Origin of the sequence: Pseudomonas sp. G34 (genome assembly GCF_031119625.1) — a bacterium.
GTDB lineage: Bacteria > Pseudomonadota > Gammaproteobacteria > Pseudomonadales > Pseudomonadaceae > Aquipseudomonas.
This window is the reverse complement of the sequence record NZ_JAVHZV010000010.1, coordinates 306,948-333,878: the sequence shown is the minus strand read 5'-3', so window position 1 is coordinate 333,878 and position 26,931 is coordinate 306,948. Positions and strand designations below refer to the sequence as shown.

The window sequence follows — 26,931 nt, the reverse complement described above, 5'->3', positions numbered from 1 at the left end:
GGTACTAATTTGTACATGATTAGACAGGTTCGATTCGACAAGAAAACCCGCGTGGTGCGTGCCCTGGCCGAACGCATCGAGCAGGGCGTGCTCGGCGCAGGCGAGCGACTGCCCGGCGAACACGAGCTGGCGGCGGCATTCGATGTCAGCCGCGGCACCCTGCGCGAAGCACTTTCCGAGCTCAAACGGCGCAACTACATCGGTACCCAGCCGGGCGTCGGCTCGGTGGTCACCTATGACGGCGTGCCCCTGCACCAGGGTGGCGGCTGGGCGCAGGCCCTCGCCGCCGGTGGCGTGCAGATCCAGACCGAGCTGCTGGGCATCGCCAGTGTGGAGCGCGAAGAGTTCGCCGAACGCTTTGGTCGCGCCCGCTTCATGCTCATCGAGCGCCGCCGGCGGGCCGCCGATGGCAGCCTGGTATCCCTGGAGCGCGCGCTGATTCCGGCCTGCGACGGCCTGGAAAACCTCGTCGAGGAAGGCCTGCTCGACGACTCCCTGACCGCCACGCTGGCCGCCCACGGCTATCGCGCCGGGCAGGGCAAGCAGTGGATCGGCGCCGCGCCGCTCGACGACGAAGCGGCCAGCCAGCTGCAACGCGCGCCGGGCAGCGTATTCCTCAGGGTGGTCAGGGAAACCTTCGATAGCCGCGGGCGTTTCATGGAGCGCGTCGAGAGCTACCTGGACCCGCTGCACTTTCAACTTCATCTCGAGTTCGGGGACGCCCAGTGAACCAGTTTTCCACCGCGCGCGACCGCGCCCTCGGCGCCTTCCACGGGCTGGCACTGGGCGATGCGCTCGGCATGCCGACCCAGTCGCTGTCACGCCAGCAGATTCGCGCACGCTACGGCCGTATCGACGGCCTGATCGCTGCCGACGCCGATCAACCCATTGCCCCCAACATGCCGGCCGGCGCCATCACCGACGACACCGAGCAGGCGATACTGGTGGGCGAGCTGCTGGTTGCCGGCCAGGGTCACATCGACCCCACCAGCCTGGCGCAACGTCTGATCGACTGGGAAGCGGCCATGCGCGCCAAAGGCTCCCAGGACCTGCTCGGCCCCTCGACCAAGCGCGCCATCGAGATGATTCTCGCCGGCGCCAGCCCGGAACAGGCCGGGCGCTTCGGCACCACCAATGGTGCGGCGATGCGCATCACACCGGTGGGCATCGCCGCCGATGTGCGTGACCCCGAGCGTTTCATGCAGCAGGTGCTGCAGGCCTGCCAGGTGACCCACAACACCGGCCTGGGCATCGCCAGCGCGGCCGCCGTGGCGGCGGTCGTATCGGCGGGTATCAATGGCGACAGCCTGGCCAAGGCCCTGGATAGCGGCGTCGAGGCGGCGCGCCAAGGCCAGCAGCTCGGCCATTGGGTGGCCGGCGGCACTATCGCCGCCCGCATCGAGTGGACAGCGCGACTCTGCGCCGAAGCCACCCCCGAAGCGCTGCCCGACTTGATCTACGAGGTGATCGGCACCTCGGTGGCCTCCCAGGAATCGGTGGTCGCTGCCTTCGCCCTGGCACGCACTGTGGCCAACGGCCAGCTGGCGCCCTACCAGGCCCTGTGCATGGCCGCCAGCCTGGGCGGCGACACCGACACCATTGCCGCCGTGCTCGGCGCCATGCTCGGCGCCACCTTTGGCCTGGACGCCTGGCCGAACGAGGCGCTGGCGCAGGTCTGCGCGGTCAGCCAGATCGACCTGGCGCCCCTGACCGACCAGCTGCTGGCCTTGCGAACGCCCTGAAAACCCATGGATGGCCGCCCGTGCGGTCATTCAGCCCTGCCAACAACAACTAACGCAGGAGTCACGCCATGCGCGCATCCGAACAGGTGGGCCAGCTGGAAACCCGCGGCATCGAGCCGGTGCCCGAACATGAATGCAACGGGCACCCGTTGCAGCTGTTCTGGGTCTGGTTCGCGGCCAATATCAGCATCCTCGGCTTGCCGCTGGGCGCCACCCTGATCGCCTTCCAGGGCCTGTCGATCTGGCAGGCGCTGATCGTCGCCATCCTCGGTGCCGGCGGCTCCTTCGCCATCGTCGGCCTGCTGTCGATTGCCGGCCGCCGCGGTCGCGCGCCGAGCCTGACGCTGTCACGGGCGATCTTCGGCATGCGCGGCAATATCGGCCCGACCCTGGTGTCGCTCGGCTCGCGCCTGGGCTGGGAGACGGTCAACACCACCACGGCGGCCTTCGTGCTGCTGTCGTTGGTGTCGATCATCCAGGGCACGCCCGTCGAAGCCAAGTCCGCGCCCTTCCTCACCCTGCTGTTCATCGGCCTGTTCGTGCTGCTGACCCTGTGCGTATCCGGCCTCGGCCATGCCACCCTGCTGGTGATCCAGAAGTGGGCCACCTGGGTGTTCGGCGCGCTGAACCTGGTGGTCGGTGGCTTTCTCGCCCTGCATATCGACTGGGCCCTGGTGTGGGCGGCCACCCCGGCGCCGCTGTCCGCCGTGCTGATCGGCGTCGGCACCATGGCCGCCGGTACGGGTATCGGCTGGGCCAATGCCGGCGCCGACATGTCGCGCTACCAGCACAAGAGCGTGCGGGCCGCCGGGTTGGTGGCTTCCGCCGCCTTTGGCGCAGGGATTCCGCTGGTGCTGCTGATCACCCTCGGCGGCCTGATCTCGGTGGGCAATGACCACCTGGCCTCGGCGACCGACCCCATCGTGGCGATTCGCGAACTGCTGCCGACCTGGATGGCCGTGCCCTACCTGATCACCGCGTTCGGCGGCCTGCTGCTGTCCAACAACCTGTCGGTGTACTCCGCGGGCCTGACTACCCTGACCCTCGGCCTCAAGGTCAAGCGGGTCTACGCCGTGGTGGTCGATATCGTGGTGATCTTCATCGGCTCGATCTACTTCATGCTGATCGCCGAGAGCTTCTACGGCCCGTTCATCACCTTCATCTCCATGCTGGCCGTGCCGATCACCGCCTGGGTGGGCATCTTCCTGGTCGACCTGCGCCATCGCCAGCGCTATGAGCCGGCCGACCTGATGAACGTCAGCCCGAGCAGCGCCTACTGGTACAGCGCCGGCGTGGAGTGGCGCGCGCTGGGCGCCTGGGCGCTGGCGATCGTGCTGGGCTTCAGCTTCACCACCGTGAAGATCGGCGCCGACAACGTGCTGTTCCAGGGCTGGCTGGCCGACTCCTGGTTTGGCCAGAATGGCCTGGGCTGGATCGTCACCTTTATCGTCGCCGGTGGCCTGTATGGGCTGCTGGGCGGCTGCCGTGATCGTCGCGCTGCCGTGAATCACGAGGCTGCCCATGGCCGCTAGGTTGCTGTACACCGGCCAGGTGGTCGTCGACCTGGTGATGAGCGTCAGCGCCCTGCCCGCTGCGGGCCAGGATGTGCTGGCCAGCAGTGCCGCGTTCGAAGTGGGCGGCGGCTTCAACGTGATGGCGGCCGCCGCACGGCATGGCCTGCACACCTGCTATCTGGGCCGCCATGGGGTTGGCCGCTTTGGCGACATGGCGCGCCAGGCCATGCAGGCGGAAGGCATCGACTGCCGCCTGGCGCCAAGCACCGACGGCGATACCGGCCTCTGCGTTGCGCTGACCGATGCCAGCGCCGAGCGCTCGTTCATCACCCGGGTCGGCGCCGAAGGCGTGTTGCAGGCCGAAGATCTACACGGCGAAACCGCCACGGCGCAAGACTGGGTGATGGCCAGCGGCTACAGCCTGCTGCATGCCGACAAGGCCGGCCCGCTGCTCGGCTGGCTGCAGCAGGGCGGCGCTGCCGGCGCCCTGGTGTTCGACCCCGGCCCGTTGGCCTGCAACCCGCAGATTCCTGGCGCCGAGCAATTGCTGGAGCGGCTGGCGATCTGGAGCAGCAACCGTGAAGAAGCCCTGCAATTCACGGCGGCTGCAAGCCTGGAACAGGCGCTGCAACGGCTGACGGCGCGCTTGCCTGAAGGCGCGCTGGTGATTCTGCGCGACGGCCCCCAGGGCTGCTGGCTGGCCCGTGATGACTGGCGCCTGCAGGTGCCAGGTTTTGCCGTGAAGGCCGTGGATACCAATGGCGCCGGCGATGCCCATATCGGCGTGTTCCTGGCCAGCCTGGCGGCCGGGCTAACCGAGCAGGAGGCCGCCACGCGCGCCAATGCCGCAGCGGCCATCGCGGTCACCCGCCATGGCCCGGCGACCTGCCCGCCCGCCAGGGAGCTCGATGCCTTTGTGGCCGGGCAGAGCCTGACCTGAGGATTGACAGGCTGCACCTTCGGCCGCGCTACCTCGGCTGGTAGTCCCCTGAGGCCAGCGCATGGTTGCGGGCAGGCCGGCGACCGTCGCTGGCGGCTGGAAACCCCGTGTTTCACGTGAAACGCTGTCTATCGGTGACGACCCATCGATAGCGTGGTCTATGTTGGCACAGCAGCCAACAAGCGAACGGCAATGGAATTCGGCATCGAGCATTTCTTCGGTTATCTGATAGCAGCGATCCATGCGCTCGGTGCACTCGCCGCCGTGCACGCGATTCTCAGCGTACGCACCGCCCAGGGCGCCATCGCCTGGGCACTGTCGCTGTTCTTCATGCCCTACCTGACCTTGCTGCCCTATGTGGTCTTCGGGCGCAGCCGCTTCTATGCCTATATAGAGGCGCGTCGGCTGGTCGACAAGCAGATGCACAAGGCCATGGCCTCGCTGGACTGGCGGCCCTGGGTGCAGGAGGCCATCGCTGCGGGCGAGTCGGAAGCCTACGGCCAGCTACGCGCGCTGCCACGGCTGGGGCGCATGCCCTGCCTGGCCGGCAACCAGGTCAGCCTGCTGGTCGACGGCAAGGCCACCTTCGAGGCGATCTTCCAGGCGATTGGCGAAGCGCAGCAGGTGATCCTCATCCAGTTCTTCATCGTGCATGACGACAAGCTTGGCCGCCGCCTGCAGGAAGCCTTGCTGGAGCGCGCGGCGGCTGGCGTGCAGGTGTACTTTCTCTACGACGCGGTCGGCAGCCACGCCTTGCCACGCCGCTACATCAAGCGCCTGCGCGAAGGCGCTGTACACATGCACGCCTTCCCCACCGGCGGCGGCGTACTCAATCGCTTCCAGCTGAATTTCCGCAACCACCGCAAGATCGTGGTGGTCGATGGCGAGCGTGGCTTTCTCGGCGGCCATAACGTCGGTGACGAATACCTGGGCGAAAAACCGCGCCTGTCGCCGTGGCGCGATACCCATGTCGAGGTACATGGCCCGGCCGTGGCCTGCCTGCAGGAGTCCTTTGCCGAAGACTGGTTCTGGGCGACCCGCAAGTTGCCACCGCTGCTGCTGCCCGAGCGCTACCCGGACGAAGGCATGCTCTGCCAGGTAATCACCAGCGGCCCGGCCGACGCCCAGGAAACCTGCTCGCTGCTGTTCGTGGAAATGCTCAACGCCGCCCGCGAACGCATCTGGCTGACCAGCCCCTACTTCATCCCCGACGAGGCGCTGTTCGCCGCCCTGCGCCTGGCGGTGCTGCGTGGCGTCGACGTACGCATCCTGCTGCCCTCACGGCCGGATCACCGCATCGTCTATGCGGCCTCCAACCTGTTCGCCCTGGAAGCACTGCGCGCCGGCGTGCGGATCTTCCGCTACCTGCCGGGTTTCCTGCACCAGAAGGTCGCGCTGATCGACGGAGACATCGGCGTGGTCGGCAGCGCCAATCTGGACAACCGCTCGTTCCGCCTGAACTTCGAAATCACCTTGGTAACGGTCGATACGGAATTCGCCCGCCAGGTCGAAGCGATGCTGGAGAACGACTTCAGCCAGTCCCGCGAACTGATCGGCGCCGACCGCCGCGAAGTGCATCGCCTGCAGCAACTGGGCATGCGCGTGGCGCGGCTGATCTCGCCGATTCTCTGAGCGTTAAGAAGGCGTCCACCAGTCCGAGAAATTGCCCAGAAAAGCGATTTGGTTCACAGGATGGTTCCCTTTACCCGACGAACTGCATGCCAAATGCGCAACTTTTCTTTTCTCGGTCTATCTCAGCAAACGTCGAGCCAAGCGAAGCGGCTAGTTAACCACTGTGCCCGCTCGCTCGCCTCATCGTCCCGTTGTCGGCCCACAAGGATGTGCCATGCAGTCACTCATTTCCTGTCGAGCCCGGTTTCGCCTGGCGCCCCTCGCCAGCGTTCGCCTGACGCTCTCCTGTCTATTGCTGACCGCCGTTGCAACGGTGCAGATCGCGAACGCCGCCACCCCTGAAGAGGAGCTGTTACGCCAGCGTGAGCGTGATCGTGTGCTACGCGATCAACTGGAGGCACGACCAGACGTACGCCTCGAGGCCCTACCGCAGGAAGAAGGATCGGCAACCCTGCCACGCGAGGAAACGCCCTGCTTCCGCATCGATAGAATCGAACTGGTGGGCGAGTCGGCCGAGCGATTTCAATGGGCTCTACAGGCGGCCAATCCCGCGGAGGATCCCGCCGTCGGTCGCTGCCTGGGGTCGCGCGGCATCAACCTGACGATGAAGCGAATCCAGAACGCCGTCATTGCCAAAGGCTATGTCACCACCCGCGTGCTGGCTGGCGCACAGGACCTGAACAGCGGCGTGCTGACATTGACCCTGCTGCCCGGGCGCATCAGCGGCATCCGCTTCGACGAGCAAACCAGCAGCCGCGCCAATGCCTTCAATGCACTGCCAGCGAGCCCCGGCGACCTGCTCAACCTGCGTGACATCGAACAGGCGCTGGAGAACTTCAAGCGCGTTCCGACCGTGGAAGCCGATATCCGTATCGTACCAGCCGCCGCCAGCAACGCCGGCCCGGGCGAAAGCGACGTAGTGATCGCCTGGCGCCAGCGCTTCCCTGCGCGCCTGAGCCTGTCGGTGGACAACGGCGGCAGTAAAAGCACTGGCAAGTATCAGGGCAGCGTAGCGCTGTCGCTGGACAACCCGCTGACACTCAACGACTTGTTCTACGCCAGCTTCAACCATGACCTGGGTGGTGGCGAGGACGGCGACCGTGGTTCCAAGGGCCATACGCTGCATTACTCGGTGCCTTATGGCTACTGGCAACTGGCGCTTACCAGCAGCGAATACGACTACCACCAGACCGTTGCCGGTGCGATTGCAGATTTCCGGTATCGAGGCGAGAGCCGCAACAACGAAATGCGCCTCTCGCGCCTGGTGTACCGCGACGCGGTGCGCAAGACCACGCTCTGGGGCAGCCTGTGGACGCGCAGTTCGGACAACTTCATCGACGATGCCGAAATCGAGCAACAACGTCGGCGCATGGCCGGCTGGCAGGCGGGTATCGGCCATCGCGAGTTCATCGGCCCGGCCACGCTCGACCTGGGTTTGAGCTACCGCCGGGGCACCGGTGCGCACGATGCCCTGAAAGCGATCGAGGAGAACTTCGACGATGGCACCTCGCGCTCGAAAATCATCCAGGCCGACGCGCAATGGCAAATCCCTTTCAATGCCTACGACCAGCGCCTGCGTTATATCGGCGCCTGGCGCGCGCAGTGGAACCGCACCAACCTGGTACCGCAGGACCGCTTCAGCATTGGCGGGCGCTACACGGTACGTGGCTTCGACGGTGAGAACATCCTCTCGGCCGACCGTGGCTGGACCTTGAGCAATGAGCTGGGCCTGGGTCTGGGCACCAGCGGGCAAGAACTGTATGCCGGCGTGGACTATGGCGAGGTTGGCGGCAACTCCGCCGACTACCTGATCGGCCGCCGCCTGGCCGGCGCCGTGGTCGGCCTGCGCGGCGGCTATCGGAACCTGTCCTATGACTGGTCATGGGGCACTCCGCTGAAGAAACCGGATGGTTTCGAAACCGCCAATTTCACCAGTGCCTTTACCGTCGTCCTGTCGTTCTGAGGATCGCCCATGCGCTTCGATACTTTCGAGATCACCGCCCCGGCCGTCTTCGACGAGCCATGGAACGAGGCCAATGTTCTGGGCGCCGCCACCTGGCTGTGGATGCACTCCGAGGCCCACCGCGACGCCCCCCTTCATAGCCTGTCGAGGCTGTTGCTGCCGGCCCTCAAACATCGCCAGTTCGTGCTCGGCAGCGAAAACGGCAAGCCGGTGTTCTACCTGGCCTGGCTGAGCCTGGACGAAGCCACCGAGCGGCGCTACCTGAGCCATTCACCTCTGGAAATGGACGAGGCCGACTGGCGCAGCGGCGAGCGCCTGTGGGTCAACGACTGGGTAGCCCCCTTCGGCCACACCGCCGCGCTCAGCCGCTTGCTGCTCAGCCACGTGTTCCCCAATAGCTGCGCGCGTGCGCTTTACCACCGCGGTGAAGCACGCGGCCTGAAGATCAAGACCTTTCATGGCATTGGCGTGATCCCGGAGCAGGCCAAGGCCTGGTTTGCCGCTCATCCAATCGCCACTGAGGGCTGATTCTCCAAACGTTATCTGCGGTCCGGTACCGCAAAGGGAATTGCACATGAACAAGCACCTGCATCGAGTCATCTTCAACAAGGCACGCGGCCTGCTCATGGTAGTGGCCGAAAACGTCAGCAGCCAGGGCAAGGCGCCCGGTACACGCGAAGCGAGCGGCACCAGTGGCAGCTGGGTGGCGACCCTGGCGCCCTTGCGTTTCGCCCTGATGGGCGCGCTGGGCCTGGTCAGCCTCGCGACCATACCTGCCTGGGCCAACGGTATCGTCGCTGATCCCAATGCGCCTGGTGGCCAACGGCCGAACGTTATGGAGAGTGCCAACGGCACGCCGCAGGTGAACATCGCCGCGCCCAGCGCCGCAGGGGTTTCACGCAACAATTACAGTCAGTTCGACGTGGATGGCCGCGGCGCGATCCTCAACAATTCCCCTACCAACAGCCAGACCCAGCTCGGTGGCTGGATCGAGGGCAATCCCAATCTCAGCGGTAGCGCCCGGGTGATCCTCAACGAGGTCAATTCCAGCAACCCAAGCCAACTGCGTGGCTACGTCGAAGTGGCGGGTCGCCGCGCCGAGGTGGTCATCGCCAACCCTGCCGGGATCACGTGCGACGGCTGCGGCTTCATCAACGCCGACCGCTCCACCCTGACCACTGGCCGCGTGCAGATGGAGGATGGGCGCATCACCGGCTACAAGGTCGAGGGCGGCACCCTGAACATCACCGGGCGGGGCCTGGATAGCCGCGACAGCGACTACACCGACCTGATCGCCCGCAGCGTGGAAGTCAACGCCGGTATCTGGGCCAAGGACCTCAAGGTCACTGCCGGGCGCAACCAGGTCAGCGCCGATAACAGCCAGGCCAGCGCCCTTGCCGATGACGGCAGCGACAAGCCGGAGGTGGCCATCGATGTCGCCCAGTTGGGCGGCATGTACGCGGGCAAGATCAAGCTGGTCGGCACCGAGGCCGGGGTCGGCGTACGCAACGCCGGGCAGATCGGCGCCATGGCCGGCGATGTGGTGATCGGAGCGGATGGCAAGCTGCAAAACCTGGGTGCCATCAGCAGTGCCGGCGATACTCGGGTGGCCAGCAACCAGTCGATCGACAACAGCGGCAGCCTGTACGCCAAGGGCGACACGCGCCTGAGCAGCCAAACCACTATCGACAACACTGGCGTAGTGGCCGCTCAGGGCAAGACGAGCCTGGAGGCTGACCGCGTGCGCAGCAGTGGCGAATCCCTGCTGGCTTCCGGCATCGACGCACAAGGCAACTCCGGCGCCGCCGCCGACCTGGAAATCAAGGCGCGTCACGTAGCAGCCAACGGCCAGAACCATGCCAGCGGCAAGCTCGATATCGAGGCCGATAACCTTGACCTGAGCCACAGTCGTACTCGTTCCACTGACCTCAGCCTGAATGCCCGCAATGGCGACCTCGACCTCAGCGCCAGCCAGATCGACAGCACCGGCACCCTCCAGGCCAGCGCCAGCGGCACCCTGCGCAGCGATGCCGCCAGCGTCAGCGCCGAGCAGCTGACGCTGAGCGCCAGGCACCTGTCCAACGTTGGCGGCGAACTGCTGCAAACCGGCACCGCCGCCAGCACGCTGAAGGCCACCGACAGCCTCGACAACAGCGCCGGACGCATCGCCAGCAACGCCCAGACACTCAGCCTCGAGGCGCAGACCCTGAGCAACCGGGGCGGCAAGGTCGAGCATGCCGGCGACGGCCGCCTGGCACTGAACGCCCAGCGCATCGAGGGCAGTGGTGGCAGCCTGCTGAGCAATGGCGAATTGCAGCTGAACGCCCAGCAGGTCGTGCTCGCTGACGGCCACAGCCAGGGGCGCCAGGTGCTGATCGACAGTCGTGAGCTGGACAACCGCGGCGGTACCCTCCTCGCCACCGATGGTGGTTTGCTGGAGGTGCGCGGTGCTCAGCGCCTCGACAACAGCGGCGGCAGCATCGCCAGCAACGGCGAGGTCAGGCTGACGGCCCAGGAGCTGCTCAACGGGGGCGGCGAACTGCTCTCAGGGCGCCTGCTCTCGCTCAACGCCGCCTACCTGCGTGGCAATGGCCGCGCCCTTAGCCTGGGCGATCTACTGCTGCGCCAGCAAGGCGACATGAGCCTCGCCGGCCAGATGCAGGCCAACGGTAAGCTGGACATCGAGGCCGGCGGTACCCTGAACAACGCCGGCCAACTGCAGGCCGGGCAATCCCTGCTGCTACGCAGCGCTGCGCTGAACAATTCCAGCGGTGCCGAGCTGAGCGCCAACCAGGTGGATCTGCGTGTCACCGGGCAGTTGCTCAACCGCGGCCTGGTCGATGGCCAGCTGGTACGCGTCCAGGCTGATGAAGTGCACAACCTCGGCACCGGCCAGCTCTACGGTGATCGCCTGGCCATCGCCAGCCGCCTGCTGTCCAACCGCGACGAAGGGGGCCGCGCCGCCACCCTGGCCGCCCGCGAACGCCTGGACATCGGCACTCAGACCCTGGAAAACCGCGAGCAGGCACTGATCTTCAGCGCGGGCGACCTGGCCATCGGCGGTGCGCTGGACGCGAACGACCGCGCCAGCGGCCGCGCCGACCTGCTGAGCAATGCAAGCGCCACCATCGAATCACTCGGCAACCTCGACCTGGCCGTGGGCGAACTGCGCAACACCAACGAGCATTTCAGCACCGCGCAGGTGGAGGTCAGCCGCGAGCAATTGCAGGAATACCAGATCAGCGGCTCGCCGAATCGCTACCGTCCCGACCAGGTCTCCGTACACAACGACGAGGTCGACCACCTGACCACGCCCGATGGCCGACGCGACAACTTCAACCGCTACGACTACGAACGGACCGTCACCGAAACCCGTGTACTCACTTCGGCCCCCGGGCAGATCCTGGCGGGAGGCAACCTGTCGTTCAGCGGTGACAGCGTGCTCAACGACAAGAGCCGCATCATCGCCGGAGGCCTGCTGCAGGTTGGCGCCACCCAGGTGACCAACGTCGAGGCGGACGGTCAACGCGTCATCAGCGACGCCGGCACCGCCACCAACTTCTACCGCATCCAGCGCAAGGGCCGCGACCGCCAGGGCACCAATGTCACGGCCTATACCCCGGCACCCCTGATCCAGGACATCGATATCTCCCCCACCGAATTCCGCGCCCAAACGGCCGTGAACGGTAGCAACACCCAACTGGCCGCACACCAGAGCGTGCAAATCGACCCAGGCGTCGAGGTGCAGCTCAACAACGGCCAGGGTGTTGCCGACCTGGTACGCACTGGCGGCCTCAACCTGACCTTGCCGAGCAATAACCTCTTTCAAACCAACCCGGAAGGTACCCGTGGCTACCTGATCGAGACCGACCCGCGCTTTGCCAGCTACCGACAGTGGCTGTCATCGGACTACATGCTGCAACGCCTGAACGTGGATCCGGCCCTGACCCAGCAGCGCCTGGGCGATGGCTTCTACGAGCAGAAACTGATCCGCGAGCAGATCGCCCTGCTCACCGGGCGCCGCTTCCTCGACGGTTACGCCGATGACGAAGCGCAATACCGCGCCCTGATCGACAATGCGGTCACCCTGGCCAGCGAATGGAACCTGGTGCCTGGCGTGGCCCTGACCGCCGAGCAGATGGCCCAGCTGACCAGCGACGTGGTGTGGCTGGTGGAGCGTTCGGTGACCCTGGCCAACGGCGAGTCACGCAAGGTACTGGTGCCACAGGTCTATGTGCGGGTACGCGATGGCGACCTCAACGGCAACGGCGCGCTGATCGCCGGCCAACAGCTCAAGCTCGACCTCTCCGGTGACCTGCTCAACAGCGGCAGCATTGGTGGGCGCAGCATCGTCTCGTTGAATGCGCGGAACATCGAAAACCTCGGAGGGCGCATTCAGGCCGACCGTGCGGCACTGATCGCGCGCGACGACCTGAACAACACCGGCGGCGTTATCGGTGCGCGTGACAGCTTGCTGGTCCAGGCCGGTAACGACGTCAACCTGAACGCCGTGACCCAGGACAGCAGTAGCGTGCAAGGCTCGCGCACCAGCCTCTCGCGTGTCGCTGGGCTGTTTGTCAGCGGCGACGCGGGCACCCTGCAGGTGAGCGCTGGCAACGACATCAATTTGAACGCCGCACAGCTGCTCAACGCCGGCCGGGGCGGAGTCACCCGGCTAGAGGCTGGGCGCGACCTAAACCTGGGCACCGCCAGCGAAAGCCATCAGCAGATGGTGCGCTGGAACGACAGCAACTGGCGCAACGAATCCAGCCACACGGAGGTGGGCAGCACGATACAAGGCACCGGCAACCTGCTACTGAGCGCAGGGCAGGATATCAACGCCCGGGGTGCCACGGTGCGCAGCGAACAAGGCATGCTGCTGGCCGAGGCAAGTCGCGACATTCGTATCGAGGCAGCCGAGCAACAGCAGTTCGTTGACGAGGCACATCGTTTCAAAGGACGCAGTGGCATGTTCTCCAGCAAGACCACGACCTTGCGTGACACGGTAGATCGTACTCAGGCACAAGGCAGCACTTTCAGCGCCGATCAGCTCTACCTGAACGCTGACCGTGACATCGGCGTACGTGGCAGTGACCTCGTTTCCAGCCGCCAGACCCAGCTGCAGGCCGGGCGCGACGTCGACCTGACAGCAGCCAGTGAATACAACCAGGAACGCCATGATCAGTCGGTGAAAAAGAGCGGGCTGTTCAGTGGCGGCGGCCTGTCGCTGACCATCGGTACCCAACGTCAGAGCGTCAGCGACCGCAGCGACGGCCAGAGCGCCCGCGCCAGCACGCTCGGCAGTACCGCAGGCAACGTGATTATCGAGGCTGGTAACAGCTATCGTCAGTCCGGCAGCCACGTGATGACACCAACCGGCGACGTAAACGTGCTGGCCGAACAGATCGCGATCACGGAGGCTCGGGAGATCGGTCGCCAGGAGCAGGAAACTAAGTTCAAACAAAGCGGCTTGTCGGTTGGCCTGAACGTGCCGGTGATCAACGCGCTGCAGTCGACCCATCGCTTGGTCAAGGCCACCTCGGAAGTAAAGGATGACCGCATGAAAGCCCTTGGCGGTGCCATGGCGGCGCTCACTGCCTACAATACCGGCTCGGGTATTTCAGCAGCGGTCAAAGAGGGCGACCCGAGCAAGGCCGGCGGTTTCGGTATCAACATCTCCATAGGCAGTAGCAGCAGTCAGAGCAACACCACCTACACCAGCGACAGTGCGGCAGGCTCCAGCATCAAAGCCGGGGGTAACGTTACCCTGGTGGCTACCGGTGCGGGCGAGGACAGCAACATCCTGGTGCGTGGCAGCGAAATCGCTGCCGGCCGTGATGCCACGCTGATCGCCGATAATCGAATTGATCTTGTCGCCGCACAGAATCAGCTGAGCCAGCACACCACCGAGAGCAGCCGCTCGGCCAGCCTCGGCGTAGGCCTGAACTTCGGCGGCCAGCAAAACGGCCTGAGCTTCAATGCCGCCGTTTCGCGTGGCCGTGGTCAGGCAGACGGCGAGGATCTGACCCACACCAACAGCTTGGTCAGCGCTGGAGATACGGCTTTGCTGATCAGTGGCGGCGACACCAGCATCCGCGGCGCCCAAGTCGCTGGTCAGAGTGTCAAAGCTCAAGTGGGCGGTGATCTGCTGGTCGAAAGCCTGCAGGACACCAGCACCTATGCCAGCCAGCAGAAGAACACAGGTGCGGGTCTTAGCCTGTGCATCCCGCCATTCTGTGTCGGTACCCCCGTAAGCGGTAATCTGAGCCTGGCCAAATCCAAATCCAATGGCGATTACGCCAGCGTGGTCGAACAGAGCGGCATCCGTGCTGGCGATGGCGGCTTCGAGCTTGAAGTACAAGGCAATACCGACCTCAAGGGCGCAGTCATCGCCAGCACCCAAGCCGCTATTGATGCCGATGCCAATCGCCTAACGACAGGCACACTGACCACCAGCGACCTGGACAACCGCGCCAGCGCCAGCGCCCGCAGCAGCGGCGTCGACCTCAGCAGCGACATGCTCACCCAAGGCAAATATGGCTTGAGCAAAGCGGTCATCGGCACAGCACTGAACAAGGGCGACGCTCGTGAAAGCGACAGCGGGCGCACGCTCGCGGCAGTCAGTGGGGGCGCCATCGAGATTCGCGACGAACAGGGGCAGCTCGACAAGACCGGGAAGAGCACCGAAGAGACCATCGCCACCCTCAACCGTGACGTCGCGGGTAGCCACATTGGTGTAGAGCGCCTCGATCCCAAGGAGCTGGAAAAGCAGGCCGAGGCCGAACGCATCATCAAAAATGCCGTGGCAGTGGAAGCCTTCAAGTTCAGCGACGACGCCTACCGCACCATGTTCGTCAAGGAACACCCGATGTACGAGGTGATGCTGAATGAAGACGGCAGCGTCAAGATGGAGAATGAAAAGCCCGTACTACGCCTGCTTAGCAATGAGGAGAAACTCGCGCTCAAAGCTGGTCCGGACGGACGGATTCGCATTGGTGTCAACGGCATCTTCAATGACGAGAATGCCGCCGCCGGCTACGCAGCTCAACATAATGAGGGTCGTGCCGCACCGCTCTATATCGTGTCCTTCCCCCAAGCCTCTAATGCTGTGGCCGAGCTGATGGTGGCAGGCTATCAAAAACACCTGGAGAACGAGTTCTGGGGCCTGAGCAGATCCACCGCGGAGATTACGGATTTGCTCAGACACTATGGCACGCAAGGCTTGGAGCTGGACGCCCACAGCCGTGGTTCGATGACAGTCGGAAACGCGTTGGAAGCTCTCAAGAATGGCAATGCCGCGGCGGGCACATTGAGCGAGACATACTTGAAGTTCTTCGGGCCTGCTTACAACGCTGAAAAAGCTGCCAGCTTGCTCTACCAGCTCAGTGGCGGTGCTCAGGACACTGTCAGCCTGCAGAACCATCGCGACGACTTTGTCGGCTCAATCATTGGTGGAAACCCAGCCACGCATGACCAAGTCGGCGCTGGCAGCACCAAGGTCAAGGAATGGCTCAACATGTTCGGCGGCACGGCTACCGTACACAACTGCTACGGAGCCTCGTCGACCCGCAACGGCTGCGGTGCCTATGGCACACCGAATACGTTGGACATTAAGGCCAAAACACGACCATAAGATAGTAGATGCTGCTCGCCGTATACAGCGAGCAGCATCCCAGAACTATCGCTACCGACTAAAGAACTACGTTTCGCCATGGATAAAAGGTATCCATCCACAAAACCAATATGACCATCCTCAGCGAGAGGCTCGTTATGCGACTTCTATTTGCAGGCCTATTCTGCGCCCTCAGCCTGACAGCCTGCGGCAGTACTCTACCCTTCCAACCTGTACCGGACTCTTATCTGCTCTGGGCAAAGCCGGGCGCCTCCCAACTCGAAGTGAAGAAAGCCCTGCTGGAGTGCGGCATGGCCAGCCCCAGCTCACCGGCACGACCACCACTGGATCCGCGCTCACCCGATCAATTAGCAGCAGCAGAGAATTGCATGCAGGCAGCAGGCTTCAAGGCCCCCCAGCCGAGCCATCGTATGTGCGCAGCACAACCTCATCTGGCTACTTGCCAAGCCGATGCGGCTCCCACCTCGCGAAGCGTCGAGCGGCGCCTGAATAGCAATTATTGCCAGGCCAAGAAGGACGTTGAGTTCTGCCGCCGCACGGCAAGTAACCCCTCTGCATGCGAAGAAGGCCCGGTGGTCCCCGAATGCCTGCCTTGAACCTAGAAGTACTTACTGAGAAATCCCAGTTCATCTGACCGACGAGCACGCAACTGGTACGTCCTCTCCCATATCAACAGTCCAGCCCTAAAGAGAGCTGCCAACACATGCGCAATAAAAACAAATCGTCTTCTTTTTGAAGATCCTCTTGCGGGGCGCGAGTCTGGGTTAAACGCCAATACAAGCAACGTTTAGCCTCAGAAATGGCTGCAAGGGACAACCCAAGGGGCAGGTTGCGATGTATCCCTTCAAACGCATAGTGGCATCCTTCACCCTCTGCCCGGCGCTGGTGGGCGTGTTCATATTTGGGTATTTCTGCACACTTGAGCTGATGGCCCGAACCACCAGCATGAGCGTCGTGGAAACCGTGATAGGTACGTTCTGGTTCGGCATTCTTTCAGCCGTGACGAGCCTGTTTTTCTATGGAATCCCAGCGTTCGGCCTGGCAATGCTTTACGCATACTTCCAGCTTCGTCGGTGCGTTCTGCACATGCTGATCGTTTGCCTGGCCGGCGGTACGGGCGCACTCGTGTGGGGTGAGGTGCTGCCGATGGAAACCCATCACGCGGGCAACTTCTGCCTGGGCGCAGCAACGTCGTTTCTGATGGCGCTCTATTCGCTGCCGAGACAGAAGCCAGGCAGCCAGAACCTCATGACCGCGCCCTAGCGAGCCGCTTCCTCATCCTGCTGGCGAACACCGGCTGAGCAGCAACTTCGGCCGAGCCCAGGCCAGAGGGAGCGCCCTCAAACATGGGACTCAGAGCCGATCCGCGTCGACGGCAGGCTGATGCAACCTCAACGCTGGCGAGGCTTCAACCCGCCGCAGTCGGCCGACACCCAGCGCGCCTCGGACTCCATGCTGCCCTGCTGGCGACCGGCGCCGCTGTCGAAGTCACCGCTGACCTGGGTGGTGAACGACTTGTCGTCGAGAAAGTGCGCCTCGCCCTGACCGCGGCCTTGTGGGCAGGTGAAGTTGAATACCCAGCGGTCGTTGTCACGCGAGGTGATCTGCTGGCTGCAGTTGGGGTCCTGCAGGGGGATGTTCTGGGCATCGACCTGGGCCTGGCTGATGCAGTACTGCACGCCCTTTTCGCCGAGCTGGATGCCCTGCTGGGCCATGGCCCGCTCCATCATTTCACGCTGGGCCTGGGGCAGGCTCTTGAACTGCTGCAGCATCACGTCGCTGCTCGGCAGGGTCTTGCCGCCGAGCTGCATGTTCTTCGAGGTGATCTCCCAGAGACCGGGCTGGATCTGCTGCTCGGCAGACGCCACGAAGGGCAGCGCCAGCAGGCAGAGAGGCAGTAACTTCACACTAAGCTTTGGCATAGGAAACTCCGTTCAGTGACCGCGACGCGGCTCGCTCGATATCTGACAGCGCAGCCGCCGGGATGTCTCGACGCAATGCCGCTTTAGTCCTCGCGTTCCTGGCGATAGAGCTCGAGCCCCCGCGCCTGATAATTGGCCAGCGCGCTGGGGTGGTCGAGGGTGCAGGTGTGCACCCACACCCGCTTGGTGCCGGGCCAGGCCCAGGCGCTCTGCAGCGCGTGGGTCAGCAACGGGCCACCGAAACCCTGGCCGAAGAAGGCCGGGGCCAGGCCGAAATAGAGAATCTCCACCGCACCCTCGGCGTCGCGCTGCAGCTCGTAGTAACCGGCGATGGCGCCCTGGTGATAAGCCACCCAGGTGCGGTGATCGTGGCGCTCGATCGCGTCGCGCCATTGGGCGTCCGACCAGGCCAGCTTGTCCGTCCACTGCCAGGGCTCGCCGATCAACTGGTAGAGAAAGCGGTTGAGCTGGAACTGCTTGATTCGGCACTCGACCACCTGCAGGTCGTCGGGCATGGGCTTGCCGCGCACCTGCTCGGGGCTGTGCATTTCCAGATAGAAGGTGATGTTGCTGCCCTGCTCGCTCATGCCGTGATCCGTCGTGTTGGTCAGGGCCATTTGGCCCAGGCAAAGAGCGCAGGCTAATGATCGGCGCCGCGTTCGGCAATGCCGTTACCGGGCTAATGAGCACCCCTGACGACATCCCGCCCGTACGCCGCCTACACATTTAGCGAAAATCGCCTTGCTTGCCGCGCTATCTTCCAGCAACCCGCTTATTTACTCTCGGCAGCCTCCACTACAACCATCGATACCATCATGACCCCTATCGTCACCTCGAATGCTCCCAGCGCCTGGCGCCAGCAACTGGCCCGGTTCATGGACGGCAAGCCCGTCCAGCGCCTGGTCACCACGCTGATCCTGATCAATGCGGCGATCCTCGGCATGCTCACGTCCAGCGAGCTGGCCAACGACTGGGGCTGGCTGCTGGTGCCTGTGGATATGTTCATCCTGGCGGTATTCGTGATCGAGCTGGGGCTGCGTTTTACCGCACGGGGCATCGGCCTGCTGCGCGATCCCTGGGCGGTGTTCGATTGCCTGGTGGTCGGTATCGCCCTGGTGCCCGCCAGCGGGCCGTTCAGCGTGCTGCGAACCCTGCGCGTATTGCGGGTGCTACGCCTGGTGTCGATCAACCCGAGCATGCGCAAGGTGGTGCAGGCGCTGCTGGCGTCGCTGCCGGGCATGGGCAGCATCGTGATGTTGATGGGGCTGTTGTTCTATGTCGCCGCAGTGATGGCGACCCAGCTGTTCGGGCAGGACTTTCCCGAGTGGTTCGGCAGCATCGGCGCCAGCCTCTACACACTGTTCCAGGTGATGACGCTGGAGAGCTGGTCGATGGGCATCGTGCGGCCGGTGATGGAGCAGTATCCGCTGGCCTGGGTGTTCTTCGTGCCCTACATCCTGATCGCCACCTTCATGATGCTCAACCTGTTCATCGCGGTGATCGTCAACGCCATGCAGGATGCTCAGGGGCCGGATCCCGAGGTTGCCGCGCGGGCGGAGCGCGAGGAGATGATCCTTCAAGAGCTGAAGGCGCTGCGGGCGGAGCTGGGTGAGATGCGGCGGGGTCGTGGATCACCTTGAGCGCAGCCAGGGCGGCAGTCTCAACGCGAAAGCGGGCATGAGTGCATTACCTGTGGGAGCGGGCGGGGACACCGAGTCCATGCCCGTGATTTTTCGCGCGCATGGCGCGCTCCCACAAAAGCGAGCGGGTGAACGCTTCTGCAAATTCAGCCCTCCTGCATCTCGCAGCTCCATAACTCCACCTCCGGCTGACCTGCCGTCGGCGGCCCGAGCCACTCGCTGAAAGGCTTGCAACCCTTGCCATCACACAGCTGGTAGTCGCCGGCCTCGGGCGTTCGCCCCAGGCGTAGCGGTTGCAGCGGCGGCATCTGCCGCTGGTAATGCCAGGCGCCGTCACGCAGCACGGCGCCATCGGGAATCTCCATACCGGCGCCGCTACCCCGCACCCGCGCCTCGCCGAGCAGCAGCCCGTCCGCCGTGACGCGGTAGTCCTCTTCCCAGCGGATCTTCTCGATCGTGTGGTTCCAGGCCAGGGTGAAGGACGGCACGGGCACCTGGGCCCATACCGCCCCCGCCAGCCCCAGGCACAAGCCGATCAAGCCGCCGCCACAGCAACGCGGCGCGCGCGCCACAGGTGTTGAGCGATCAGCAGGGCGCCCAGCGCATAGCCGATTTCGTCACTGATCGGCAGGGCCAGAATCAGCGCGACCCCGGCCGCGAATGCCCAGATGCGCTCCCACCAGGCCAGGCGCATGTTCAGGTAGCCGACCACCGCCATGCCCCACAGCCCGACGGCGAATACACTCTTGATGAACATGTACAAGGTCGCGCCCCAGCTGTCGCCCTGCATCATCAGCGCCGGGTCGTAGACCGCCATGAACGGCACCACGAAGCCAGCGGCAGCGATGCGTACTGCCCACAGGCTGATCTTGAAGCCGTTCTCCTTGGCGATCGGTGCGGCCGCGAAACAGGCCAGCGCCACCGGCGGCGTCAGGTCGGCCATCAGGCCGAAATAGAACACGAACATGTGCGAGACGATCAGCGGTACGCCCAGATCCAGCAGCGCCGGCGCGGCAATCGCGCTGGTGATGATGTAGTTGGGAATGGTCGGGATGCCCATGCCGAGAATCAGGCAGGTGATCATCGTCAGCACCAGCGACAGGAACAGGTTGTTCTGGCCGATGGCGAGGATGTAGCCGGCGAAGGTGGTGGCAATACCGGTCAGCGAGACCACGCCGATGATCACCCCTACCAGGGCGCAGGCGATACCGACCGGAATCGCATGCCGTGCGCCTTCCGCCAGCGCATGCACGCAGGCCTGCAGGGTTTCCCGGCCGCCCTTGATGAACCAGCAGACCGCCACCAGCGCGCCGATCACCCCGAACACCACGCCGATACCGAGCTGGAAGAAGCCCGCGCAGAGAATGCCCAGGGCAATCCAGAACACCATGCGCATGATCTTCGACGACACCTTGAGGATGATCGCCGAACCGAGAATCACGATCGCGGTGAGCGCCAGGCCAACGGTGCCGGAAAACATCGGTGTACGGCCCGAGAAGAGCAGATAGACCAGCACCAGCAGGGGAATCAACAGGAACCAGCGCTGCTTGACCGCCGCCCAGGCGCTGGGGCACTGATCTTTCGGCAGGCCGCGCAGGTTGGCGCTCTTGGCCTCCAGATGAACCATCCAGAACACCGAACCGAAATACAGCAGCGCGGGAATCAGTGCCGCCTTGGCCACTTCCACGTACGGCACGTTGATGGTTTCGGCCATGATGAACGCCACGGCGCCCATCACCGGCGGCATGATCTGGCTGCCCATGCTCGATGTCGCTTCCACCGCACCGGCAAACGCCGGGCGATAGCCGAAACGCTTCATCAGCGGAATGGTGAATTGCCCGGTGGTCACCACGTTGGCCACGCCGGAGCCGGTGATGGTGCCCATCAGCGCCGAGGACGCCACCGAGACCTTGGCCGGGCCGCCAAGCTTGTGGCCGAACAGGCCCATGGCGAAATCGGTGAACAGCTTGATCATGCCAGCCTGCTCGAGAAACGCACCGAACAGGATGAACAGGAAGATGTAGGTCGCCGACACATAGGTTGGTGTGCCGTAGAAACCCTCGGTACCGAACGCCAGCTGGTTGATGATCTGGTCGAAGCCGTAACCGCGGTGCGCCAGGTCGCCCGGCAGGTATTCACCGAACAGGCCGTAGAGCAGGAATAACCCGCAGATCAGCGGCAGGGCGATGCCCATGACCCGTCGTGCGGCCTCGAAGATCAGCAACGTCAGGCCGACGCCGATGATCATGTCCGACGTGGTGAGGTCGCCTGAACGCTGAATCAGGTCACCTTCGAAAACCCACTGGTAGGCGAAGGTCGCCATGCCGGCAAGGCCCAACAACCAGGCCAGCGGCTGCCAGGGCCGGCCGGTGCCACGGGCCGGGTAGCAGAGGAAGACCATCAGCAACAGGAAGCCGACGTGGCCGGCGCGCAGCACCTGGCTGGACACCGGGTGAAAGGCCGCCGTGATGATCTGGTATGTGGAGAACAGCAAGGCGGTGTAGAACAACGCCTTCGGCCATTCGCTCGGGCTGGCGTTCAGCCCCTGATGTTCACTCATGCTGGTCACACCTTCGCTGACGCCCAGAGGGCGAAGAATCGGACTGCGAGTGAATGCCGACCATCAGCTGACAGCCTGCATCCACCCGGCGAAGCGGGAAGTGTGCCGAGCGCCGTGGCGGCGCTCGGCCAGGGCGATTACTTGAGTACGCCCGCTTCCTTGTAGAAGCGCTCGGCGCCCGGGTGCAGCGGAATCGGCAGGCCTTCGGTGGCGGTTTCCAGCTTGATGTCCTTGGCGGCCGAGTGCGAATTGACCAGGCGCGGCAGGTTGTCGAACATCAGCTTGGTCATCTGGTAGGCCACTTCGTCGTCGACGCCTTCATGGCTGACCAGAATGTTGATGATGGCTGCGGTCGGTACGTCCTGATCCTGACCGTCATAGGTGCCGGCTGGAATCACGCGGGCCTGATAGGCACTGCTGCCGATCTTGGTGACCACCTCTTCCGGGATCGCCACGAAGGTGATTGGCACCATCGACGCCAGGTCACGAATCGCCGCCATGCCCAGGCCGGACGACTGCAGGGTGGCGTCCAGCTGGCGGTTCTTGATCAGCTCGACCGACTCGGCATAGGGCATGAACTCGACCCGACCCATGTCCTTGTAGCTCAGGCCGGCGGCCTTGAAGATCGCCCGGGCATTGAGCTCGGTACCGGACTTCGGTGCACCGACGGAGATGCGCTTGCCCTTGAGGTCTTCCAGGGTCTTGATCCCGGATTCCTTGCTGGCGACGATCTGGATGTAGTTCGGGTAGGTGGCGGCGATCGCGCGGATTTTCTTCAGCGGCGCCTTGAAGCCGGCATCCTCGACACCCTTCCAGGCATCGTCCACCGAGTCGCCGAGGGCAAAGGCCAGCTCACCGCGCCCTGCCTGCAACAGGTTGAGGTTTTCCACCGAGGCCTTGGTAGCCTGCACCGACGTCTTCGACCCCTCGATGCCGTTGCCATAAACCTGCGAGAGCGCCACGCCAATCGGGTAGTAAACCCCGCTGGTACCACCGGTCAGGACGTTGATGAAGGTAGGTGCGGCGAACACCGCCGTGCTGGCGGTAATGGCCGCGGCAGCGGCGAGAAGGCTGAAACGCTTGGTCAGTCGCATGGGTGTTTCTCCGTGCTTATTATTGTCAGAGAGCCGGTTCGGGATCGATGACCAGAAAAACACGGAGAACGCCGCTACATGACGGCTGTTGTCTTTATTGGTCACCGGTCGACGAATGCCGGTTGCCAAATGACTATTGCAGATGCCGTGCCAGGCCTTGTAACCACCGTGTTAGAGCGGCCGCGTTGTCCGGGACCGGCGAAAACCAGCGAAACCTCGCCGATTGCCGCTCAGGCAACCGGCAAGATTCCGCTCATTCTTCGTCGGGACTACCCGCAGGCCGGTAGGCGCTGCGCTGCAAGCCATGGCGCTGCATCTTCTCGTTCAGGGTGCGCCGCGGCAGCTGCAGCAGCTCCATGGTCTGCAGGATGCTGCCACGGCAGCGCAGCAAGGCGTTGTGCAGACATTGCGCCTCGAAGGCTTCCATCTGCTGGGCCAGCGATTGCTCGGCGTCTTCCTGGTTGGAGCCGCTCAGGCCCAGGGCGTGGCGCTCGGCAGCGTTGATCAGCTCCCGCACGTTGCCTGGCCAGTCATGGCCCAACAGGTTGGCCAGTTCGGCCGGCGTCAACGGCTCCAGGCTGCGGCCATGCCGCTGCGCAGCCTGGGCGGCGAAATGTTCGAAGAGCAGCGAGATGTCCTCGCGGCGCTCACGCAGCGGGGGAATCTGCAAGGTCGCGACGTTCAGGCGGTAGAGCAAATCCTCCCGGAAACGCCCGGCGCGCACTTCGTCGAGCAGATCGGGCTTGACCGCGCTGATCACCCGCAGGTCGACCCGAATGCTGCGGTTCGAGCCCAGTCGTTCCAGGGTCTTTTCCTGCAACACGCGCAGCAGCTTGACCTGTTGCGCCAGTGGCAGGCTTTCCACCTCGTCGAGAAACAGGGTACCGCCGTCGGCATGCTCGATCCGGCCGATGCGCTTGCTCTGGGCGCCGGTAAAGGCACCGCTCTCGTGGCCGAACAGTTCGCTCTCGAACAGGTGCTCGGGAATCGCCGCGCAGTTGAGGGCCACGAATGGCTTGTCGGCGCGCTCGCTGAAGTCGTGCAGGCAGCGCGCCACGCGCTCCTTGCCGGAACCGGTCTCGCCGCGAATCAGCACATTCACCGAGGTACCGGCCAGGTCGAGAATCTGCCGGCGCAGACGCTCCATGGGCCGCGATACACCGAGCAGCTGTGCAGCGATGCCGTCCTTGAGCCCGAACTGCTGACGCAGGGCGCGGTTCTCGCAGACCAGCCGGCGCTTCTCCAGGGCGCGGCGCACGACGTCGAGCAGCCGATCCGGGGTGAAGGGTTTTTCGATGAAGTCGTAGGCGCCCTGCTGGATCGCCTGCACGGCCATCGGCACGTCGCCATGCCCGGTGATCATGATCACCGGCAGATCGCGATCACACTCGACCACCTTGCCCAGCAACTGCAGGCCATCGGTACCGGGCATGCGTACATCGCTGATCAGCACGCCGGGAAAATCGACATCGATCAATGCCAACGCTTGTGCGGCGTTGGAGCAGACCTGCACGCTGAAGCCGGACAATTCCAGCCATTGTTGTGCCGCCTCGCGAATCGCGGCTTCATCATCGACGACGATTACCTGACCACCCATATCACCTCCTGGCTCGACGCCGCAGTGTAACGCCACCGCCGCACCCGCGTGACAGCGAGCACCGTGCCACGCTCCAGCGAGGCAGCGCGGCTGCGATCATTCATGCTTGGGCAGCCGCAGGGTGAAGACCGCCCCGGTGGCGCTGTTGGCAGCCTCCAGGTTGCCGCCCAGATCGCGCACGATCCCATAGGAAATCGCCAGCCCTAGGCCGAGGCCCTCGCCCACCGGTTTGGTGGTGAAGAAGGGCTCGAACACGCGGCCCAGGTTCGCGTCGGCAATACCGCCGCCGCTGTCGCTGACCCGCATCACGCACTGCCCGTCCTCAACGTCTATCTGCACGCCGAGCCGCCGCGTGGGGCGCTCGAGCATGGCATCCAGGGCGTTGTTGAGCAGATTGAGGATCACCTGCTCCAGGCGGATGGCATCGCCACACACCCAGGCTTCGCTGCGCACTTCGCGCACCAGCTCGACCTGTTCGCTGCGCAGCCGCGGCGCCAGCAGCAACAGTGCCTGCTCCAGCACGTCGCTGAGCAACAGCCGCTCACTGAGCCCGGCCGGGCTCTTGCGGGCGAAGGTTTTCAGGTGGCCGGTGAGGCTGGCCATGCGCTGCAGCAGACCGTCGATGCGTGCCAGCCCGCTGCGTACATCGCCCTCACGGCCGTTGTCGAGCAACAGGCCAAGGCTGCTCAGGTGCATCTGGATGGCGGTCAGGGGCTGGTTGATCTCATGGGCCATGGCCGCCGACATCTGCCCCAGCGCCGCCATCTTTGCCGCATGCACCAGGCCCTCCTGGGCCTCGCGAAGTTCGGCGGTACGCAGCGTCACCTCACGCTCGAGGTTTTCCCGGATACTGGCCTGCAGCCGCTGGTTCTTGCGCCGCTGCAGCAGGAACAGCACCAGAAACACCAACGTCAGCCAGATACCGGCCGCCGCCAGGCGATAGCTGCGAGCGGTGTCGCCGAGGCTGTCTTCTTCGATCAGCAGGTGCAGGGTCCAGGCCTCGCTGGGCAGATCCTGGCGTTGCCACAGATAGCTGTGCCGGCCATCGGGGCCATCGATGATCATCCAGTCGGCATCACCATCGAAACTGCGTCCCGGCTGCCTGGCCAGTTGCTCGAGGGGGCGCTCCGCATACTTGCGCACCTCCACCAGCTCGGCCTGATCCAGCGCGTCGAGCTCTTCCAGCGCCCGGAACCGCCAGGCCGGGCGGCTGCTGAGAATCACCACGCCATAGCTGTCGGCCACCAGCAGCACGCCAGGCTGGCCGACCCATTCACGCTGCAATTCCTCGAGTTCGAGCTTGACCACCAGCACGCCGATTACCGCGCCGTTGTCGTCGTACACCGCGTGGGAGAGGAAATAACCCGGCACCCCGGTGGTTACCCCGACCGCGAAATAACGGCCCGAGGTGTGGTGCAGGGCATCTTGGAAGTAGGGGCGAAAGCCGTAGTTGTTGCCAACGAAACTGCTCCACTCGTTCCAGTTGCTGGCCGCCAGAGTCGAGCCCTGCCGGTCGATCAGGTACAGCACGCTGGCACCTGCCGCGGCGTTGAGCAGTTCGAAGCGGCGGTTGAGCTTGTCACGCAACTGCGGGTCATCCGGCGCGTGCAGGAGTGCCTGGATGTCGCTGTCCATCGCCAGCAATTGCGGCACCGAGCGAAAGCGATCGACCAGGGTCTGGATCGATTGCGCATACAGCTGCAGCTGGCCATGGGCCTCGCTGCTGCGGTCCGCCCAGGCGCGCTGCTCGGCATACCGGCTGGCCAGCCACAGGCTGGCGGCCAGACCGATGGCGATCAGCAGTACGATGGCGACGGTGCGATAACGCAGAAACAGGGCGGTCATGCATGACTCGAATTCTTATGATGCCGGCATGTTAGCCCGAAACGCGCGCAGGGCGAGTAGCCGATGCCAACGGCCGTAGCCGCAGGCGTAACCCGGGGCAACCAATCCAGGATGCCCAGGCTACGGGCAATACCGCTCAGGGCCGCGGCATCATCAACTCGGGTACCGCACGGCCCGCGACAAACTGCTCGTCGACCAGGCGGATCAACTCTTCTTCGCTACGCACCCGGTACCAATGGCCCTGTGGATAAACCGTCAGGGTCGGGCCCTGATCGCAGGGGAACTGGCACTGCGTGCGGGTGATATGCACACCGCCCTCGCACTCCAGCTTGCCGGCTGCCTTGACCTTCTCGCGCAACATTTTCCACAGCGGCAGCGCGCCACGGCGGGTGCAGCGTGGGCCGTTGCAGAGCAGCACACGGTAGTCGTGGGCGGGAATCTTCGACCAGGCATGGCTGCCGGGCAGCGCCGGCACCTCGACACAGCTCAGGTGCAGTTCAGGGCGCTCGATCAGCGCACAGGCAGCGCCGGCGGCATCGGCATCCAGCTGGCCGAACAGGCTGGTGACGAATACCCGCTCGGGATCGGTCTTGGCAGCGAGTTCAGCGCGTAGCCAGTCGACATGCTGGCTGCTGCTCTGTGGCTCCAGGTCGATCACCAGCAGCGGGCCGCTGCCCTCGCCCACACGTTGCCAGAGGCCGTCGTAGCCAGCGCCGGTGTCGACGATATCGGCCAGCGCCACCGCGCCGCGCAGCTCGACCAAGCGGCCACGAAACAGCTCGGCGAACGAGCCGTCTAGCAAGTCCGGGCCAGCGAATAGCACCTGGGCATAAGGCGTTGCGTTCATGG

Annotated in this window: 18 protein-coding genes and 1 pseudogene; 10 read left to right on the top strand and 9 right to left on the bottom strand. The window is 64.4% G+C overall.

Annotation, left to right across the window (positions count from 1 at the left end; genetic code table 11):
• Nucleotides 1–15: 15 nt before the first annotated feature.
• The 9 genes from QYS36_RS09340 (at nt 16) to QYS36_RS09300 (ending at nt 16,687) form a co-directional block, all read left to right on the top strand.
• Nucleotides 16–729, top strand: coding sequence for a GntR family transcriptional regulator (locus tag QYS36_RS09340; RefSeq protein WP_308839207.1), 714 nt, complete (start codon nt 16–18; stop codon nt 727–729).
• Nucleotides 726–1,742 carry an ADP-ribosylglycohydrolase family protein gene (locus QYS36_RS09335; RefSeq protein WP_308839206.1) on the top strand — a complete coding sequence of 339 codons (1,017 nt, stop codon included), beginning with the start codon at nt 726–728 and terminating at the stop codon, nt 1,740–1,742. Before QYS36_RS09340 ends, QYS36_RS09335 begins: the two co-directional genes overlap by 4 nt.
• Nucleotides 1,743–1,810: 68 nt before the next feature.
• The gene (locus tag QYS36_RS09330; RefSeq protein ID WP_308839205.1) at nt 1,811–3,274 is read left to right on the top strand and encodes a cytosine permease; all 1,464 of its coding nucleotides are present in this window, start codon (nt 1,811–1,813) and stop codon (nt 3,272–3,274) included.
• Entirely contained in the window at nt 3,264–4,196 is a 933-nt protein-coding gene (locus QYS36_RS09325; RefSeq protein WP_308839204.1) for a PfkB family carbohydrate kinase, read from the top strand. Before QYS36_RS09330 ends, QYS36_RS09325 begins: the two co-directional genes overlap by 11 nt.
• Nucleotides 4,197–4,388: 192 nt before the next feature.
• Nucleotides 4,389–5,828, top strand: a complete 1,440-nt coding sequence (cls, locus tag QYS36_RS09320; RefSeq protein WP_308839203.1) for a cardiolipin synthase — start codon at nt 4,389–4,391, stop codon at nt 5,826–5,828.
• A gap of 214 nt (nt 5,829–6,042) precedes the next feature.
• Nucleotides 6,043–7,791, top strand: a complete 1,749-nt coding sequence (locus QYS36_RS09315) for a ShlB/FhaC/HecB family hemolysin secretion/activation protein (protein ID WP_308839202.1) — start codon at nt 6,043–6,045, stop codon at nt 7,789–7,791.
• A 9-nt stretch (nt 7,792–7,800) separates the two neighbouring features.
• Nucleotides 7,801–8,319: a toxin-activating lysine-acyltransferase gene (locus tag QYS36_RS09310; RefSeq protein ID WP_308839201.1), complete on the top strand. Its 519-nt coding sequence runs from the start codon at nt 7,801–7,803 to the stop codon at nt 8,317–8,319.
• Between the two features lie 46 nt (nt 8,320–8,365).
• A complete protein-coding gene (locus tag QYS36_RS09305) occupies nt 8,366–15,424 on the top strand; it encodes a hemagglutinin repeat-containing protein (RefSeq protein WP_308839200.1) in 7,059 nt (2,352 codons plus the stop codon).
• 834 nt (nt 15,425–16,258) lie between these two features.
• The gene (locus QYS36_RS09300) at nt 16,259–16,687 is read left to right on the top strand and encodes a hypothetical protein (RefSeq protein WP_308839199.1); all 429 of its coding nucleotides are present in this window, start codon (nt 16,259–16,261) and stop codon (nt 16,685–16,687) included.
• Between the two features lie 128 nt (nt 16,688–16,815).
• Here the strand turns inward: QYS36_RS09300 and QYS36_RS09295 are convergent, their stop codons facing one another.
• Both QYS36_RS09295 and QYS36_RS09290 read right to left on the bottom strand, forming a co-directional pair.
• Complete coding sequence (locus QYS36_RS09295) at nt 16,816–17,346, bottom strand: DUF3617 domain-containing protein (protein ID WP_308839198.1); 531 nt, start codon at nt 17,344–17,346, stop codon at nt 16,816–16,818.
• An 83-nt stretch (nt 17,347–17,429) separates the two neighbouring features.
• Nucleotides 17,430–17,933, bottom strand: coding sequence for a GNAT family N-acetyltransferase (locus QYS36_RS09290; protein WP_308839197.1), 504 nt, complete (start codon nt 17,931–17,933; stop codon nt 17,430–17,432).
• 228 nt (nt 17,934–18,161) lie between these two features.
• Between QYS36_RS09290 and QYS36_RS09285 the strand changes: the two genes are divergently transcribed.
• Nucleotides 18,162–18,986 carry an ion transporter gene (locus QYS36_RS09285; protein ID WP_308839196.1) on the top strand — a complete coding sequence of 275 codons (825 nt, stop codon included), beginning with the start codon at nt 18,162–18,164 and terminating at the stop codon, nt 18,984–18,986.
• Nucleotides 18,987–19,132: 146 nt separating this feature from the next.
• On the opposite strand, the gene QYS36_RS09280 is transcribed toward QYS36_RS09285, so the two are convergent.
• The 7 genes and pseudogenes from QYS36_RS09280 to QYS36_RS09255 all read right to left on the bottom strand — a co-directional run bounded on the left by QYS36_RS09280 (nt 19,133) and on the right by QYS36_RS09255 (nt 26,929).
• On the bottom strand, nt 19,133–19,525 hold the full coding sequence (locus QYS36_RS09280; protein ID WP_308839195.1) for a DUF1850 domain-containing protein: 393 nt from the start codon (nt 19,523–19,525) through the stop codon (nt 19,133–19,135).
• The gene (locus QYS36_RS09275; protein WP_308839194.1) at nt 19,522–21,546 is read right to left on the bottom strand and encodes a TRAP transporter permease; all 2,025 of its coding nucleotides are present in this window, start codon (nt 21,544–21,546) and stop codon (nt 19,522–19,524) included. The genes QYS36_RS09280 and QYS36_RS09275 overlap by 4 nt, the downstream gene beginning before the upstream one ends.
• Before the next feature lie 137 nt (nt 21,547–21,683).
• Nucleotides 21,684–22,640 (bottom strand): TAXI family TRAP transporter solute-binding subunit, encoded by a 957-nt coding sequence (locus QYS36_RS09270; RefSeq protein ID WP_070884817.1) that lies wholly within the window; start codon nt 22,638–22,640, stop codon nt 21,684–21,686.
• Nucleotides 22,641–22,893: 253 nt separating this feature from the next.
• Complete coding sequence (locus QYS36_RS09265; RefSeq protein WP_308839193.1) at nt 22,894–24,237, bottom strand: sigma-54 dependent transcriptional regulator; 1,344 nt, start codon at nt 24,235–24,237, stop codon at nt 22,894–22,896.
• Nucleotides 24,238–24,333: 96 nt separating this feature from the next.
• On the bottom strand, nt 24,334–24,819 hold the full coding sequence (locus QYS36_RS23935) for a sensor histidine kinase (RefSeq protein ID WP_374990435.1): 486 nt from the start codon (nt 24,817–24,819) through the stop codon (nt 24,334–24,336).
• Nucleotides 24,811–26,082: pseudogene (locus QYS36_RS09260) on the bottom strand (cache domain-containing protein); the annotation flags it as partial. The gene QYS36_RS23935 and the pseudogene QYS36_RS09260, both read right to left, overlap by 9 nt.
• Nucleotides 26,083–26,218: 136 nt before the next feature.
• Nucleotides 26,219–26,929 carry a (2Fe-2S) ferredoxin domain-containing protein gene (locus QYS36_RS09255; protein WP_308839191.1) on the bottom strand — a complete coding sequence of 237 codons (711 nt, stop codon included), beginning with the start codon at nt 26,927–26,929 and terminating at the stop codon, nt 26,219–26,221.
• Nucleotides 26,930–26,931: the final 2 nt, after the last annotated feature.